We start from the raw sequence: 17653 nt of genomic DNA, 5'->3' as shown, positions 1-17653 counted from the left end.
TGGTTGATACAGTCGATAAGATTATGCACGGGATGCAGTTAGGTACGGCTGGAATGCATAATCAAGTCCACCAATGGGCAGAGCAGGGTTTTATGTCCAGTCTGCTAAACTTGTTGCTACAGCATAATTTCAAAGTTGTGATCACATCCGACCACGGCAATTTGGAAGCAACAGGTATTGGGCAACCAAAAGAAGGTGCGATCGCTGATTTACGTGGGGAACGAGTGAGGGTTTACCCAGACAACGTTCTCAGAGATAAAGTTAAAAGTGACTTTACTACCGCGATTGAGTGGCCAGCAATTGGATTACCAGTAAAATACTTACCACTACTCGCGCCAGGACGTACAGCTTTTATTCGCACAGGAGAGAAAATTGTCGGACATGGTGGTATTTCTTTAGAAGAGTTGGTAGTTCCATTTATTCAGGTTGAAGGTTGAACGAAATGAACAGACAAGTGCAAGTTGGCTTTAGTCAGCGCATTCAATTAGAATGGCTGGAATTTACGGCTCAACTTCTCTTAACTGGTTCAACTCGCTCCGAAATCCAAGCAGTAGTCAATAATTTTTTGGAAGATAAGCTTTCAGTTGGTAGCGAAAGTAAATCTAGTAGTCGAAGAAAAACAATTTCGATTCTATTGCGAACTTGGGTTGGCGTACCAGCTAATTTAGAACCTTTACGTAACGAAGCACTGGACTATCTGAGAACTCTTCCTGAAGACCAGCATCTAGCTGTGCATTGGGGAATGATAATGGCAGTTTACCCGTTTTTTGCAGTTGTGGCGGAAACAGTAGGTCGTCTTTTACGGTTACAAGGAACGGTAGCTGCGGTTTCTGTGCAGAGAAGAATTAAAGAGCAACTAGGGGAACGAGAAACTGTATCACGGGCAACCAGGCGTGTACTGCGCTGTTTTGTAGATTGGGGCGTGTTGCAAGATACCAATGAAAAAGGTATTTATGAAGCTGCATCAGTGCAATTTGTTGAGAATAGACAGTTGGCGGTTTGGTTAATAGAGGCAGCCTTAATTGCTAGTGATTCTAGTTCTAAGTCAATGAGTGCGATCGCTCAAACTCCTGCACTATTTCCTTTTACTATTAATCTCCTTAGTTTCCGCGATTTAGAAAATAACAAAAGATTAGAATGGTTTAATCAAGGATTTGATGAAAATATGGTGATGTTACGACATTAGGATTGACACTCTCCAACCTCTCCAATTATCAAAGCGTTCGCACAAGCGTCTCGCCAGAAATGGAGATTCTTGGTTCAATGAGTTCACTTAAACTTCCAGATAAATAATCTCGCAACAGCAGAGCAACAGAGCTAGTTGGAGCAAAACCGGGATACTGATACTGGCTGTAGCCCTCAATACTGTAGCCAAAAAAAGAGTACAAAAAGAGGACTGATGTAGTAGAGTTATAGTCTTCCAAAACAACAACTCAAAAGCTCGGATATTACCCATGTTCGATATCCTAACACTCTTACAGTGTATACTTTTTGAACTAAACTTTTCTAGGATTTTTCTTATTTCAGCAAATGACTTACATTCTGTGGGGGAGTAGCTAATAAGTGTGACTATTGAGCGTATTACACAAAAAATTCGTTTACAAGCAGGAGATCGTTTTATTCTCCTCTATGGAGCAAACACGAGTGATAGTTTTTGTAGTGACGATCTGATCCTACAAGACATTGAACAAGCATTCCATAGCTATCTTCAAGAGCAAGGCTATCAGCGGATTGCTTTCTATTCAGGGAATCGTAAGTTGTATTTTCTCGATTATGAATCCCGTAATCGCGCCCTTCTCCGTCCCCAAAATCCCTCTTCCGTTAGTGTTAATGATGATATCAAAGTAGTGCCAGGACCTTTAGGACGAAAAAAACGCTATTTAGGCAAAAAAGATCCACAACCTACTACTAATCAAACTCCTAATAATGCTCCAGCAATAACCCCTAATTATCAGCAGGTTCTCACACGTCCTACACGAATGCAAGATCGGGATGTACTTCCACTATTGCAAACATTTATGGAAGATAGCAGTCAAAGATCAGCAATTATATTTGCTAATCCTGAAGATTTACGCCAATTTGAACTACGTCGCTCACTCGATGGCACAATTGTTGAATGGTCCCGACTATTACCAACTAATCGTAATTTGTGCATCTTTATTTTCCATCAAGATACTTATAGTGAACTTCAAGATTTTTGCCAAGGGATTGGACTGACATTTTTAAGTAATTTATTATTAAATCGAGAGCGATCGCCAGATCAGGTAAATATTTGTCATGTTGGCACACCTACAGCCTCGGAAATTGGTAATTTGATTCAATGTTTACGTTTACAGGATGAACGAAAAATAATCGCCTGGACAGAATTAGATACCCTAATTACAGCCCTATCTCAAGAATCAAAACCGCTAAAATATTGGCATGATACCCTCTTACCTGTTCCTGAAATTTCTTTAAAACAGGCATATCTTCATAATTGGACAATCCAACCGCAACAACTATCTTTACCCACTGCGGAAGAATTAACCAATGCACTCCGTCAAAAGGTCATTGGCCACCAAGAACCAATTACCAATCTAGTTAAATTGGTGCGGGGGAAACTCGCAGCCCAAAAAAGTCCTAAACCTTTAGTAATTTTGTTACCTGGTCCAACTGGTACAGGTAAAACCGAACTAAGTAAAGCCTTAGCTGAAGCACTAAGCACAACATTACAACGGTGTGATATGGGGGAATATGGGGAAGAACATAAAGTTGCCAATCTTTTTGGATCTCCTCTTGGTTATCAAGGTGCAGAACAGGGTGGATGGCTACCTAACACTCTGCGGCATAATCAACAACGTTGTGTTTTACTATTCGATGAAATTGAAAAAGCCCATGCCTCTATTTGGCGACGGATGTTGGCATTTTTTGATGAAGGTAGAGCCAGTGATGCTAATGGTACAGCGATCGCTCCTAAAGATACCATTTGTTTATTAACCACCAATTTAGCAGGTGAACAAATTGCTGAAACTCCCAATCGTGCCAAAGAAATCCTCCAAAAAACAGGTTTTTTACCGCCAGAATTTATTGGCCGCATTGATAAAATACTTCCTCTTGGTCGGTTGGGACTCGCTGAACAAGCAGAGATGATTTTACGCTTGGTGAAACGGTTTACTGAAGATCGCTTTGGTATTGATTTAATAGTTGATAAAACTGCTTTAACAGCATTAGTAAAAAGCACCTATGAACAAGCGCAAAACTATGGCGGCAGAGGTATAAATGAAGCACTCAATGATTTATTTACAGATGAGTGTATTGAATTACAAACTCAGAGTATTACTCAAGCAGAATTAATAATTGAACATAACAAAATTTGCATTGTACCTGGTAATCGAGAACAACCCAAGATAGATTTTATGTCTCTTGCTGCTGCTTCAGGAAGACGTGACGATGTGACTCTGGAATCCTTGTTAGCAGAATTAGATGCAATGATTGGTTTGGCTTCTGTCAAGGCAGCTATGGGCGAATTTGTAGCCAGTGAACAAGCAAAACAACGATTAAGAAAAGCTGGTTTTGAGACAGATGATCGCATGAGTCGTCATTTGTTATTTTTAGGTAATCCGGGAACGGGTAAAACTACTGTAGCAACCTTAGTGGGTAAAATTCTCAAGGCTTTAGGCATACTCAAAAAAGGACAATTTGTTTCTGCAACCCGTGAATCATTGGTGGCACAATACCTGGGACAAACTGCACCCAAAACCCGCGCCAAGATAGAAGAAGCACTTGATGGTATTTTGTTCATTGATGAAGCTTATGCACTAGCATCACAGCACGGATCAGCAAATGATTATGGTCAAGAGGCAATTGATACTCTTGTACCGATGATGGAAAATTACCGCGATCGCCTAGTTGTGATTTTTGCGGGTTATACCCGTGAAATGCAGGGCTTTTTGGCCATGAATCCTGGTATTGAGTCGCGTATCGCCAAAACTATCGAATTTCCTGATTATACTGGTAATGAAATGCTGGAAATTTTCCTGTATTATTGCCGTACTAATAAACCAGCTTACGTTTGTCCACCTGATGTTAAACAAGCTGTGGGTGATCGCCTAAATTTGATGTATAACAACCGATCTCGTAATTTTGGTAATGCTAGGGATGTCCGCAATCTGTTTGAAGCAATGGTAAGATTACAACAAGTACGCCTAATCAGAGATAATCTTGAAGGTGAAGCAATGATTACGTTTAATGTGTATGATCTGCCTCCACTCAAGTAACGTAAGCAGAAATATATGCCTATCAGATGCCCTATTTGCCAAACCACATATTCAGAAATACCACCAAACTTTTGTACAGGTTGTGGATGGAATTTATCAGATCATATTACTGTCAATGGCAGTTTAGAACCTGGGAAAAATAGTCATAATATTGAGTGGGCAAAACGAGTCTGGGGGCGTAAGCAAGCCGCAGAACTAAGGGCAAAACAAGCAGAAAGTGCGATCGCTGATCGTCAAAACCAAATTGATGATTGTCAATCCCGAATTGAGTTATTAACAAGACGGTTAGAAAGACTGAATGTTGAGAAAGATCAAGTCTTAGAAAGTGCTAAACAAAGAGAAGAAAAGCGCGTTTGTCAATTAGAAACTGAAATTACTCAACTTCAACAAAACCTACAAAATACAGTTACAACAAATCAGGAACTTAAAACTGATTTGCAAAATCAATTGAGTGATCGCCAAGAACAAATTGAACTATTGCACCGACGTTTACAACAAATCACTACCGAAAAAGGGCAAATTCAAGACACTACTCAACAATTAAAAATAGAATTAGAAAAAGAAATATTACAGCTAAAAAACTTATTAAAAAACACAGAAGTAGTTAATGAACAAAATCAAACCAATCTGCAAAATCAACTGAGCGATCGCCAAGAACAAATTGAATTATTGCAGCGACATTTACAACAAGTAACTACCGAAAAAGAACAAGCCCAGAAACTAGGAACTAAAGTTGATAAATTACAACGCCGACTGCAAGTTATAGAAACCGATAATGAACAACTCGAAAGTAATTTACAAAATCAACAAATCCAAAATAATAACCTACAAAAGCAATTAGAAGACGCTAAACAACAACTTAAAGAACTTATTCAACGTGAACGGATGGCACAAGTGGCGCTTTCCCAGTGGTTACAGTCCGAACTATTTGATCAGTTTATTGCTGAAATAACAAACGTCACAGATCCGGCTGAAGCACTAGATCAGATTAAACAGCTTCAGAAAAAACGTCTCAACCAAGAATGGCAAAATCTCCCTGTTCACTCTCTTATTCTTGAAACTGTCATGGATTTATTAGCACAAAAGCCAATGCCAAAAGATCAACTACAGGCAATGTTAGAAAAATATCATGCTATTCTCTTAGTAGATGCCATTTTGACAGTACGTGCCGAACTTAAATATAATCGGATCATTCAAAGAGATGGTGTAGGAGATTACTTTCATAGTTTGTAGGAGATTAATGTAGTGACCTTTGATAGCAAGAAAATCAAAGTTGTGGCAGCCATTGACTTTGGAACATCGCGTTCAGGCTATGCCTATGCCTTTAAAGACGATAAACGGGTTATCGGGCGCTATGAATGGGACAAACAACCCTTTCAGTACATCAAAACTTTGACACAAAGCCTTTATAATGGCGATCGCAAGTTAGAAACATGGGGATATGCTGCCCTATCCCGATTAGCGGAACTGCGTCAAGCCAAAAACGCTAAAGACTACAGCTTTTTTCCTACCTTTAAAATGGCACTGCGAGAAAGCCGTAAACGTACTGATGAAGGTCCCATTGCCACAGCTAACAACGGACAAGAATTTCCAGTCATCAACCTTGTAGCTGATTACCTCCGTGAACTAGGTGGATTATTGCGTAAAGAACTAGATAACGCTACCAGTGGTGAACTCAAAAATAACGAAATTCTTTGGTGTTTAACCATTCCTGCTATCTGGAAGGATGATGAAAAATCTTTCATGCGTCGTGCTGCTATCAAAGCAGGACTAATTACTGGCAGCGATGATGACCGAGAACGCCTGTTACTGGTTCTCGAACCTGAAGCGGCCGCTATTTACTGTCAAGAAAAAGACCAAGCAGAACTAGAAGCTGGTAAACGCTTCATGGTTGTAGATTGTGGTGGTGGTACTGTTGATATTACAGTCCATGAGGTTTCCCCGCATGGTGGTCTAGATGAAGTAGCAGAAGGCAGTGGTGGAGCTTATGGTTCAACCTATGTGGACAAAGAGTTTCGGGAATATTTGGCAGGTAAACTAACTGCTCAAGCCTTAAACCGCTATGAAGAAGAAGATCCTATTGGTTGGTTAGAATTAATGGCAACCTGGGAACGGAAAAAGTGTGATTTTGACCCCACTACGACTAATACAACCTATTTTGAAATTCCTAACCGACTCTACAAAATTCTATCTAAAGACTATCCCCAGGTATTAGAAAAACTTGCTGATGAACAGGATGGTGATGATGACAAAGTTCATCTTGGTAAAGAAACCATGCAGGGACTTTTTGAACCTATATTGGATGGTTTGGTACGAAAAGTAAAAGAACAGTTTGTCCAGTTAGATGATCGCGGATGTGACATTCTATATCTGGTTGGTGGATTTTCTACATCCCCAGTTTTACGTCAACGGATTCAGCAGGAATTCGGGAGTCGGATTAAGGTTGTCATGCCATCAGATCCGGGTGCTGCTATCGTACAAGGAGCAGCTTCATTTGGTATCAATCCAGAAAGCATCCGCTCACGTCGTTCTCGCCTTACTTATGGTTGTCAAAGTTGTCAGCCATTCGATGAAAATCGCGATCGCCAGCAAAAAAGCAAACGACAATATTTTGAAGAACAAGATGGCTGGTATATTTCCAATCGTTTTAGTCCTTTTGTATTAGCGGGTGAGAGTGTTGATGTGAATGAAGTTGTCACCCACTCTTTTTTTCCTATGAGTGCTGATCAGCAGATATTAGTCTTCACATTTTATGGAACACGAAAAGATAACCCCCGTTATACAGATGAGGCAGATGTAGAGGAGTTGGGTAAGTTAGATGTTGATATTTCTTCAACTGTAGGGACACGCGATCGCCCTGTGGAAGTTTCCATGAATTTTGGTAAAACTGAGATTTCTATCACCGCTATAGATATCAAAACAGAAAAAACTTACAACACTACTTTGCGGTTTTCTTCTACCTACTCGATTGAATAAGGAAGGTTATACATGATGGAATTTCAAGAAACAAATAACTCACAGCCAGAAACATCTGGTACAGATAATACTCCAGATCCAAACCAACCTCCACAAGAATCAAATACAACTGGAGAAACTCCAGAAGCAGATACTCCAGTAAACAACGAGATAACAAATTCAGAATCTTCTACAACATCTGAACAAACCGAATATAATAAAAATTCTTCTCCTAATTCAGAGGGAAATGATGATGCAAGAAAAGAGTCTTTAGAATCTCTTGACACAACAAAAGAAAGATTTTTAGACAAAAAACCAATTGGACTTTTGGGTAGAATGGGTATGTTGCAGGGAAATGAAAGAATATACAATAACCTGGGGGAAGTTCTCGACTGGCTAAATGATATTAGTAGTGGTTATCAACTACATCCCCAAGATATTAATGGTGCTTGGGACGATACCAAAGCTGCACTAGATTTAATGGCTCGGTTATTAGATGATCTAGGAAAATATCGCCAAGATTTATCTGATAAAGAGGAATCCAATAAATTGCTTAAGCAGGAAAATCGTCAATTAAAGAAAGATAATCAGGACTGGAAAGAAAGTTACTACTCACTAGAGGAAAGACTTAGAAACACTATGGCAGAGAAAGACAATCTTTCTCGTATAAGACAAAATTCTGAAACAAACTATATACAACAGATTCAAAATCTTCGACAAGAATTGAGTCGTAAAATAGATACTTCTCATCAGCAAATTGATAAATTGAGAGACGAGGTTGCACTAATCACAAAAGAAAAGCAAGGTTTAGAGAAAAATTTAGCTGAATTAGAAGCAAGCAAAGGCAAACTTTTAGCAGAAGTAGCATCTGTTAAACGAAATACAGGTACACATTATGATGGAACAAGCGATCGCCCCCAGCATCATGTATTGACAGGTGAATATAAAACTCTCAAAGAGCAACATCTTGATCCTTTAGCAAATAGCTTGTTTAAATTGATGGTAACAAGCAACCCAGAACTCAAGCAACAACGTCGAGAAAAAGTCAATGATATTAAAGCTGATATCTCTGCTATTGTTCTGATTGGTGGACAGGCAATGATGCGAGGAGAAAGCACAAGTTCAATAGAACTACCATCAGGAATGCTCAATGAAATGCAAAATTTGTTTTGTCAAAAGCTGCCAATATTTGATATAAATCAATTACCACAAGTTTCAGAACTGCTGACAAAGGCAGCAAATCTCGCACAGGGAAAGGTTCAATATCCTGTTCCTGGCAAATGGCAAGAAGACGACTTTAAACAAGCTATAAGAGAATTGACAGAAAAACTTTGTCAAAAACTCCACTTTAATTTTACATCTCTCAACCAAGATATTCAAACTGAAATCCAGCAATCAATTAACAACGCTTTAATATTTCTGCAACGTGCTAACCTGGCAGATTCACCAGCTTTTTTGAGTCTCGATAGTGAAGGTGCGCCTTTCCGTTTCAATTATCACGAAGCCGCAAAAGGGTACGATGATGAGGGAAAAATCATTAAAGCAATTTATCCTGTTTATCTTGTCAATTCTGAAGCAAAAGTGAAAGCAATTGTTCTCACTGAACCAACAACAACTGGTCAAAGAAATCCAGATATTGCACCTAATAGTATCAGATATGAAACATTATCATTAACAGGAACATCATCGACTTCTCTCGTATCTGCAACAAAATCTTCGGAGATTAATGAAGATGAAAAAGAAAAAATTATTTCCCAGGGAATACTAAAAGGAAAACGTGAATCTCTCATTAAGAATGTGAGAACTAAATTCATTGATGTTCAATTTTATTATGGGGATAAAAATTCAGATAATGCACTCCTAGAAAAGTTAGCAAATATCACCAGTCTTGAGATAATTGAACAATTAGAAGATGAATTCCTTAAAGCATATCAATTAAAGCAGTTCCAAGAAAAAGTAACTTATTTGGTCGGCTAATTTTTTAGTTTTGAAGAATATAGGGATATTGTATGGAATGTCTCTACATAGGATTGTATTAGAAAAAACAACTAACAAGAGGAATATACTATGAGTGGTAGAAAAGAAAAATACGTCAGTGTTACTGAAACAGAATTAAGAAAATTACAAGAACAAGCAAGCAGACTGCGCTCTGTACAACAAGATTTACCAGAACGCCTCAATCGGATTCGTCAAGAAGCACAACAGGAAATGCAGCAACGTCTCGCACCATTAGAGCAACGGACTAAACAACAGGAGCAAGAATCTCAACGTTTACGCAGCAACCTAGCCGACCTCGAACGCAGCACTCAACAACGCTTAAAACAACAGCGTCAAGAGTTTCAACAATCCGTAAAAGAATCCGAAACTAGACAACAACAGGCACTTTCCCGTGAAAGCAATCGTTTAGAATCAGCCATGCAAACAGGTTTTCAAGAACAACGTAGCGAGTATCTTCGCATCACTTCTCAACAAAGAGAAGAATATATAAACCTAAATCAACAACTAGATCGCAAATTTTCCCAACTCATAGACGCAGAACGTCAAGCACGGGAAACAGGACAACGGATATTAGATCAAAAGATTGATCGTGTATTTGAAAATATTGAACAGGAAAGACAATATAAAGCGAAACTTGCTCAAGACTATCTAGCAGATGTTGAAGCAATTTACCAACAAATTGATCGTGATTACCAACATCAACGCTTTGCTCCCCATAAACTAGCTGATTTACGAAGGAATATAGATTTAGTCAAACAAAATATTGCTTCTGGAGCATCCGAAGCAGCGATCGCCACCTCTCAACAAACATACCTACAACTGGCTGATCTACGTCTTGAACTCGAACAAAAAGAGCAAGAATGGTTACTTTATTATAACGCAACCCTAGAAGATGTACGCACATTAATTACTGAAGCCCAAGCCCATCGTCAAGTAGAAATTGAATTTGGTGAAATCGGAAGCGAAGTTGAAATTTTTCGTGAAGAAGTAGATTATTGGACAGATGGACGTTTGAGCGCCTATGAGCAAAAACTTAATGCTTTGGAACAGCAACTCAAAAACGGTGAAAGTACCCTTACCACAGAAAAAATCAAGCAACTAGCAACCGAAATTGAAGCTTTACAACCTGAATTAGCAGAAATTGCCGAACAGGCTAAACTACAAATCATCCTCTCCCAAATGCGGGCAGAAATTGCTGATAAAGTAGTTGAACTACTAGGAGAATACGGCTATCAACTTGCTGATCCAGAGGGTGATGCAGCCTATGAAGGCTCTGATTATCGTAATGCTTATGTAGTTAAAGTTAAAAATATTGCTGGGGAAGAAGTAGTAACAGTCATTAGTCCTGAAAAAGAATTTGGAGCAAACAACGTTTCCATTAATGCTTTTAGCGATCGCTTGCAAGATGATCAACAACTACGTGAACGAGCAGAAGATATTTTTAACGCTCTCAATGAAGACGAAATCTTGCAATTTCAAGGTGAAACACAATGTCATGATCGGCCAAAAGAAGAATATCGGGATATGGAACAAGTCAAACGCCGTCAAGTCAATTCTTCCCAAACACAGCAGCGTTCTACACAGTCATAAATCTTGCCCTCACTATGACAACAAGCGACGATAAAATTCAGAAAATCGCCCTCGTTTTACAACATCTAGCAACCGCAGTCAAGAGCGATCGCGGATTGGAGAATTTCGACAATGTTGAGATTCCATTTCAATTAACTCAAGCTTGCATCCAATTATGGGCAGATTGCTTTTCTATACCTAGTTTGCAGAACTTAGCTAACGCCGATCCTGATGCTTTAGAAGCATGGGCGATCGCTCTTAATACCACCCTGCAAATACAGCTAGGCATTTTAAACCAGTGGTTGCCATTATTAAGTATCCCCTCTCTACCTGCCAAATTACAGGAAAAAGCCCAACAGCGTACCTCCGAATTACATCAAATTGCTAATCAAAAAGGTGCATTGCTCCAAGCTGCTCCTAAATTATTAGCGCAGGAAAAAGAATTGCGTAATGCTGCGGCAGAACTCTTAAATTTACGAGCAAAAGTTGATGAATTAAAAGGTATTGAAACAGAAGTAAGTACAACTGATTTAGCAAAATTAAGAGCAGAAGTTCTCCGAAAAGAAACTGAGATACTACCGCTATATGAACAAAAAGCAGATATTGAAAAGCAAATAGCCTACTGGCATCAACAACAACAAATTTTAAAGCAAGAAATTGAACAACAAAAATTCGGACAAGAGCAGCAAAAGTTGGGGATTTTAAATCAAATTCACAAATTACTTAATCTCACAGAAACTGCTAAAGCAGAATTAAGTATTCCCCTAGCCGCAGCCTTGGAAAATCTCGAATCTCAACGTAACGAATATAATCAACAGTGGGAACATCTACAAGAAAGCATTATTGCCTATAATCAATATCGTAAAGAAACAGAAACAATTTGTGCTGATCTCAATGCTCACTATCAAATTGATGCAGTTTTACAAAAAAGATTACCTATTAATCGGCATCGAATGGAAACCCTGATTCAAACTATTCAACAAAGTTTAACTGAACTAGATTGTGAACTAAAAGCTGCTCAGGCACAACATGAAAGATCGCAACAAAAGCAATACATCACCTTTGGCAAGTAACTGAAAAATAGTCGGTTTTAACCGACTTTAGCTTTTAGACAGGGAATAAATTCCCTGGCTTCTAGTTTCTGAGACATCAATTGACGTTAAATTAACACCAATACCAATTCCCAATGACTCTGATCAATCTTGCTGATTTTTGTCCTGCAACTCGCGTCCTTGGTCCAGGATTACGCTTTGTACTGTGGGTACAAGGTTGCTGTTTCCGCTGTCCAGGGTGTGTTTCTCCCGATACAATTCCTCAAGTAACGGCAACTCTCATTGAACCAAAAGAAATCGTTCAAGCGATTCTCAGTAACCCCCAGTTAGATGGGATCACCATATCGGGAGGAGAACCGATGCTTCAAGCCCCAGCACTTAATGAACTATTTGCGCTTATACGCCAGGAGAGCGACCTTTCGATTATGTGCTACACAGGCTTTACCCTTGCTCAACTACAGGCCAAACATGATCCACAAATTAATAGAATGCTTTCATATATAGATGTTCTCATTGATGGATTATATATTCAAGAGCAAAATGATAATCGTGGTTGGCGTGGATCTAGTAATCAGGTAGTACATTTTTTAACTGCACGTCATTTACAAGATGGAGCTTTATTTACTGAACGCAAACGGGATATTGAGCTATATTTGCGGAATGATAATGCTTTGATGGTGGGTGTACCACCTGTGAAATTTTCTAACCAATTTTCGGATATCATTGCATCTACGTCTGGAAAACAATTTCTTTCAGGGAAAAATGAGGGTTCACTGTGAGGTCTAGATTTAGCGAACAATGGCATTGAGCCGAGATCCCTGCTCAATGCCACCTGAGTTCGATGTAAATAAAAAGTCTAAAAGTGGGTAACAGCAATAGTTATGTCAATAAGTATTGGTTATTGAGAATTAAAGGTTACGCCAAAAAGTTCTCAAAAAATTAATTTTTTGAAATGTATTTACTATTAGGTAATATTGATATTTAATTGGTAATTAAGCTAATAAAACTGGTAAGTTTTCAATTTCATTTTCATCAAATCTTAAAGAAGGTTTTTTGGGTTGCCAAGTATAAGCAATTAAAGCAGCAACAACATTAACCATGAAATTAGTAACACTTCGATGTCGAGAATGAGCAAGTTGTGAAATATTCTTGAGTTGGTCATTAACAGTTTCAATTAAAGAGCGTTTTCGGAGCATTAATTTCTCCTCAAGGGACAATAGCTTATTCCGCATATTTTTCTTGAAAGGAGTGATTAGTTTGAGTCCATTAGACCAAAGTTCAAGCCAGAGTTTTTGAGAAATATATCCTTTGTCTCCAAATATTTTCCCAAATAAGTTCTTAGTCAAAGTGGGAACAGGTTTTCGGTCATCTGTATTTCCAGGAGTAATTTGAAACGCAAGTAGCTCTCCTTGATCATTAATAATCAAATGAAGTTTAAACCCAAAATACCAACAAATAGAACTTTTACCCCAGCCAGCTAAATCTTTAAAGACCTTATTTTTCTTCGCTCTTTTAGAATGACAAATAGGAATAGAGGTACTATCAATAAAACTTATACCTGTGTTGAGTCCTTTTCGTGTGTTCAGATAATACATCAACGGAATTAAAGCATTTGGCATTAATTCAACAAATCTTTGATAACTCACTAAATTGGGAAATTCAGCTTGGCAATATTTGAAGATATGCTTCAGGTAATAATCTTTAAAATTGCGGTAACTAGAGCGATGAAAATACACAATTATTGTCATAATTTCACTTAGACATAATCGGCTGGGTCTAATTCTTTTTTTTATTTGGGATGGGATAACTTGAGCTTGAAATATTGGCTCAAAATAGGCACAAAAATCATCAATTTCACAGAAAATAGTTTCTAATTCCATGAGTTATAATCATTAATTTTCTTTAATTAAACCTATTCTATTGTCCCTAATTTGAGGTACTTTGAGTTTGTATTCAAATAGTATTCGTAATATAAATTTAGATTTTGTTATGAAAATTTACTTAAATCTAGGCTGGTTTCCTAGTAATTCTCAATAATTAAGGTTTATTGAGAATATGGGATCTCTCCAGAAAAGCCTCTAACCCTTTTGAATACTCATTTTTAGCTGATTTTCTTACATCGAACTCAGGTAATGCCAGGTAATGTTGTAAGCATCCGATTATTCTACTGCATTATGTACCCTGCTTTACTAATTGAAGTGCAAATTGAAAAGAGGAATAATCAACCCAAATAAAATACATCAAAAAGCCTACTACTTTACATCAAATGATGGGTTTTAAATAGCTAAATAAAGTGTAAAAATACAACTGACACATTTAATAAAAATTGAAAATAAAATTCAACGGTAGTTAATCATAACCTAACTCAGATAAAAGGCAGTTTGCAGTTTATCTCTTTCGTTACCAGAATATCTTCAAAATTGAAGCAAATCATTGCTTAATTTATGACTAGAAAAAGGAAAAAAATCACCGTGAATGAAAATGAACAGAATCAATCAAATGAAGATACTACACAAAATCAACAAGTAACAACAGATACTGAAACAGTAGAAAATAAAACTGATCCAACAGGAAGAATAGTAATTATCACCGGTGATAAAGGAGGTGTCGGGAAATCCACGTTTGCAAGGGGATTGCTACATTTATATATCAACAAACAGTTAAAATATTTGGCTTATGACTCAGATCATCGTAATGCCCAATTGTATAGACATTACGACTCAGCACAACCTGGAGTCAAACTACTTGATATTTTCACAAGAGGTGGTGCAGATGACTTACTAATAGACTTAGAAAAAGAACTTCCCCCATTGGTATTAGTAGATTTACCCGCCCAATCAGGTCTGTTTTTTGAGAATTTTGAGAAAGATTTAGGTGTATTTGATGCTGTCAAAGGCTTAGGATACAGAGTCACAATGGTAAGTGTACTATCTAGGGTAAAAGACTCAGTAAATATATTACGAATTCTTCACAAATATTGTGGCGATCGCGTTGATTATGTAGTTGTAAAAAACCTGTTCCACGGTGAAGCTGATAAGTTTGAACGCTATGACAATTCCGATACTCGCACCACACTTTTGGCAGATGGTGCGGTAGAAATTAAAATGCCAGATTTGTTTTTCAAACCCTATGACTATATTGATGAAAAAAACTTGACTTTTAGTGAAGTTTTAGAGGATAAAGAAGCGAATATTGTCATCAAATCTCGTGTTTCAGCTTGGTTGAAAGAATTTGAGCAAAGCGTGTTGAATGCTAATGAATTATTGGGGATAAAAGAAAATGCAGTCATCACAGATCAAGCCGCATAGCCAAAATAATCCAGGAATTATCCCCAATCCTAAACGACTGGTAATGACGGTTGGTGATGCTAGGGTAGGTAAGTCAACAACAGCACGTTTGTTGATAGAAATTTATCTAGAATCACAACTAAATCTCAGAGTTTATTACAGTGGTAATCGCAATAAGTTATATGCTTATCAGCTATTATTACCTATTGCTCAATTGCCCTTAACACAAGGTGGTGCAGACCAATTATTAATTGATTTAGAGAGTTTTTCTGATGTGCAAGTAGCTCTGAGTGATTTACCTGGACAAAGTTTTGAAGAATTCCGACAATTTGCACAAGAAGTCATGCTTTGGGATGCGATTGCTCAATTAGGTTATCGTATCACCTTTGTGCATCCAATTTCTTATCGGAGAGATTGTACAGATTATCTACAAGAGCTTTTTAATTGTTATGGAAATAAAGCAGACTACATCATTATCAAAAATCTGTATTTTGGTGACGAATTTCCTTACTATGATGGTTCTGATATCCAACAGCGTATCCAAGCAAGTGGAAACAATGAGTTATATTTGGGCAAGTTATGGAAAGATACTTATGAATTATTAGAATCTCTGGATTCACCTTATAACTATGGTATCCAAAATTCTGAAATAGATTCTATGAACCGTTCTCGTGTCTTTAATTGGATGGAAGAATTTAGTGAGCAAATTAAGAATAATAAACATATTGGGGAATTATTGGGCTTATTGAACATTACATCAGCAGTGGATTTACAAAATCAATTAAATAGCGACTTTTAAACTTTGTTGTAAATATTCAAAATCAGGAACAAGTGGGAATAAAATTATGCGTAGAAAAATCATAATTTAGAACGACTTTAGGATTTCTACCCAATTAATATGAAGCTGCATACAAGTAATAGGACAAAATTAATTACACAAACATCTGGACTAAAATTTTTGACTGACAGAGAATTAGTAAATAACCAATATGTAATTAATTCTGTCTGTTTCAGCACAATAAAAAACTGACATATAGGAATCAGGTTTGATTACTACAAGTAGGTGAACACAATAAAACCAATCTGTGTAAAGAAAAGTAAAATTGCCCAAAACTTCTTCACTTTTGCCTCTTGCCCTGCCATAGGTTACTGAGTGAAGTCGTTAGCGTAGCGTGGCGTTTAGCCATAGTAACGACAATTTTCAACGCCAACCTACTTATGATCTCTATAAAGAAACTTAAAAAAGGCACATGAACTTATGAACACCTCTGTAGAAGCTTCTTTAGATACAACATTAGCAGGACAATCAGATCATTTTAAACAGAAGGTTCTCGATGTAGTGAGACGTTCTGGTATCAATCCTAAAGACCCATTGTTTTTGGTATTAAGTTCCCTGGGTAAATTTGAGGTCTTAATGGAAGACATTCCCGGTAAACTTAATACTGTAGTCGAGGGTTGGACAACAGAAATAGATGACAAACTTGATAAAGCATCAAGTGTAGCCATTGTTCAACAAAAAAGTGCGATCGCTAAAGCAGCATCAACCTTGTTGAGTAAAACTGAGCAAAAAAAATCTAGATCCGTCTTTAGTCCTTTAATAGCCGCTGCCCTGGTATTATCTGGTGTGTTTGGTGTTGTTATGCTGGCTGGTAATATAATTTTTATTTGGAAAGGTAGAGGGTTAACAGAACCAGTTCGCTTAACTGTAGAAGAACAAGAAACTTTGAATTGGGCTAAGTCAAAAGACGGAGAATTTGCTCGTCAAATTATGAAATGGAACGATTTTGACCTGAGTGTTTGTCGAGCCAAAAAAGCTCAATTGAAAGGCAGATGTATGATTTGGGTTGTGAATAATGACGAGCGACAACGTTATCTAGAGCAATTAAATCAAAAATCAAAATCAAGCCGTTAAACCAATTTCGCCCATTTCAGGACTATCTATCAGTCCTTCTACAATTGCTTTCGTAGCAGCTTGAGCGCGGTTTTGACAATCGAGTTTAGTTAGAATGCGATGGACATGAGACCTCACAGTACCTACACTCAAAAAAAGCTTGTCGGCAATTTGATTATTTCTATCACCAATAGCAATCATTTGCAAAATCTCTAATTCCCTAGAACTAAGGGAATATTGCCGGCACACTCGTTTTATTTTTAGACTGGGAGTAACTACTAACCCACATTCCGCAGATGTAACTCAGATTATTGATATTTTTGAAAAATCCCAGCCAGGAAAATTTTATTTACCTAATTTTTCTGGTTGAGTTTAACTTTATCTACCAAAAAATAGAGAATATTACCGAAATTAATTTCGCTAGGTTTTAAAATAGATTCTCTCTCTCAATTAAAATAGTCATTTCGGCTTAAATAAACATGACAATTACAGCAAAAAATATTTTCACTCTTTGCTAAAAATTTCTATTTACTAATTTTATCGATCACTATCTACATCTTTTTTGGTCTAATAAACTCTCATCAAATAATTAGATAATATTTACTACAACTCCTTCCTAAATACCTGACAATCTTTTCACGTTCC

At 37.4% G+C, this 17653-nt stretch carries 14 protein-coding genes; 12 read left to right on the top strand and 2 right to left on the bottom strand.

What is annotated here, in order from left to right:
- The 9 genes from FJR38_RS27915 to FJR38_RS26190 form a co-directional block, all read left to right on the top strand.
- Positions 1–437, top strand: a 437-nt coding sequence (locus FJR38_RS27915) for a PglZ domain-containing protein (protein WP_217360065.1), incomplete at its 5' end; no start/stop codon positions are given.
- 5 nt (positions 438–442) lie between these two features.
- Complete coding sequence (locus FJR38_RS26225) at positions 443–1186, top strand: hypothetical protein (RefSeq protein ID WP_168540445.1); 744 nt, start codon at positions 443–445, stop codon at positions 1184–1186.
- Positions 1187–1565: 379 nt separating this feature from the next.
- Complete coding sequence (locus FJR38_RS26220) at positions 1566–4256, top strand: AAA family ATPase (RefSeq protein WP_168540443.1); 2691 nt, start codon at positions 1566–1568, stop codon at positions 4254–4256.
- A gap of 15 nt (positions 4257–4271) precedes the next feature.
- The gene (locus FJR38_RS26215; RefSeq protein ID WP_168540441.1) at positions 4272–5489 is read left to right on the top strand and encodes a hypothetical protein; all 1218 of its coding nucleotides are present in this window, start codon (positions 4272–4274) and stop codon (positions 5487–5489) included.
- 12 nt (positions 5490–5501) lie between these two features.
- Positions 5502–7232, top strand: a complete 1731-nt coding sequence (locus tag FJR38_RS26210; protein WP_168540439.1) for an Hsp70 family protein — start codon at positions 5502–5504, stop codon at positions 7230–7232.
- A 12-nt stretch (positions 7233–7244) separates the two neighbouring features.
- Complete coding sequence (locus tag FJR38_RS26205) at positions 7245–9188, top strand: hypothetical protein (protein WP_168540437.1); 1944 nt, start codon at positions 7245–7247, stop codon at positions 9186–9188.
- A gap of 90 nt (positions 9189–9278) precedes the next feature.
- Entirely contained in the window at positions 9279–10799 is a 1521-nt protein-coding gene (locus FJR38_RS26200) for a hypothetical protein (RefSeq protein WP_168540435.1), read from the top strand.
- Positions 10800–10813: 14 nt separating this feature from the next.
- Entirely contained in the window at positions 10814–11851 is a 1038-nt protein-coding gene (locus FJR38_RS26195; RefSeq protein WP_168540433.1) for a hypothetical protein, read from the top strand.
- 113 nt (positions 11852–11964) lie between these two features.
- On the top strand, positions 11965–12609 hold the full coding sequence (locus FJR38_RS26190; protein ID WP_168540431.1) for a 4Fe-4S single cluster domain-containing protein: 645 nt from the start codon (positions 11965–11967) through the stop codon (positions 12607–12609).
- A gap of 213 nt (positions 12610–12822) precedes the next feature.
- On the opposite strand, the gene FJR38_RS26185 is transcribed toward FJR38_RS26190, so the two are convergent.
- Positions 12823–13710, bottom strand: a complete 888-nt coding sequence (locus FJR38_RS26185) for an IS982 family transposase (protein WP_168540429.1) — start codon at positions 13708–13710, stop codon at positions 12823–12825.
- Positions 13711–14274: 564 nt separating this feature from the next.
- On the opposite strand from FJR38_RS26185, the gene FJR38_RS26180 reads away from it, so the two are divergent.
- From FJR38_RS26180 to FJR38_RS26170, 3 genes are all read left to right on the top strand, one after another.
- Positions 14275–15138, top strand: a complete 864-nt coding sequence (locus tag FJR38_RS26180; RefSeq protein WP_168540427.1) for a chromosome partitioning protein ParA — start codon at positions 14275–14277, stop codon at positions 15136–15138.
- Positions 15110–15916, top strand: a complete 807-nt coding sequence (locus tag FJR38_RS26175) for a hypothetical protein (protein ID WP_168540426.1) — start codon at positions 15110–15112, stop codon at positions 15914–15916. The genes FJR38_RS26180 and FJR38_RS26175 overlap by 29 nt, the downstream gene beginning before the upstream one ends.
- Positions 15917–16375: 459 nt before the next feature.
- Entirely contained in the window at positions 16376–17029 is a 654-nt protein-coding gene (locus FJR38_RS26170) for a DUF6753 family protein (protein WP_168540424.1), read from the top strand.
- On the opposite strand, the gene FJR38_RS26165 is transcribed toward FJR38_RS26170, so the two are convergent.
- Positions 17018–17257 (bottom strand): response regulator transcription factor, encoded by a 240-nt coding sequence (locus FJR38_RS26165; protein ID WP_371418301.1) that lies wholly within the window; start codon positions 17255–17257, stop codon positions 17018–17020. The two genes, FJR38_RS26170 and FJR38_RS26165, sit on opposite strands and share 12 nt — an antisense overlap.
- Positions 17258–17653 lie beyond the last annotated feature (396 nt).

The sequence above is a fragment of the Anabaena sp. UHCC 0253 genome, assembly GCF_009712085.1.
Classification (GTDB): domain Bacteria; phylum Cyanobacteriota; class Cyanobacteriia; order Cyanobacteriales; family Nostocaceae; genus Dolichospermum.
The sequence above is the reverse complement of the archived record's forward strand: the minus strand, read 5'-3'. Positions and strand labels throughout refer to the sequence as shown.

What these genes read in the sequence shown, in the direction of transcription:
- FJR38_RS26200 (WP_168540435.1), top strand. Translation starts at nt 9,279, where the DNA reads ATGAGTGGTAGAAAAGAAAAATACGTCAGTGTTACTGAAACAGAATTA.
- FJR38_RS26215 (WP_168540441.1), top strand. Translation starts at nt 4,272, where the DNA reads ATGCCTATCAGATGCCCTATTTGCCAAACCACATATTCAGAAATACCA.
- FJR38_RS26175 (WP_168540426.1), top strand. Translation starts at nt 15,110, where the DNA reads ATGCAGTCATCACAGATCAAGCCGCATAGCCAAAATAATCCAGGAATT.
- FJR38_RS26180 (WP_168540427.1), top strand. Translation starts at nt 14,275, where the DNA reads ATGACTAGAAAAAGGAAAAAAATCACCGTGAATGAAAATGAACAGAAT.
- FJR38_RS26170 (WP_168540424.1), top strand. Translation starts at nt 16,376, where the DNA reads ATGAACACCTCTGTAGAAGCTTCTTTAGATACAACATTAGCAGGACAA.
- FJR38_RS26190 (WP_168540431.1), top strand. Translation starts at nt 11,965, where the DNA reads ATGACTCTGATCAATCTTGCTGATTTTTGTCCTGCAACTCGCGTCCTT.
- FJR38_RS26195 (WP_168540433.1), top strand. Translation starts at nt 10,814, where the DNA reads ATGACAACAAGCGACGATAAAATTCAGAAAATCGCCCTCGTTTTACAA.
- FJR38_RS26185 (WP_168540429.1), bottom strand. Translation starts at nt 13,710, where the DNA reads ATGGAATTAGAAACTATTTTCTGTGAAATTGATGATTTTTGTGCCTAT.
- FJR38_RS26205 (WP_168540437.1), top strand. Translation starts at nt 7,245, where the DNA reads ATGATGGAATTTCAAGAAACAAATAACTCACAGCCAGAAACATCTGGT.
- FJR38_RS26225 (WP_168540445.1), top strand. Translation starts at nt 443, where the DNA reads ATGAACAGACAAGTGCAAGTTGGCTTTAGTCAGCGCATTCAATTAGAA.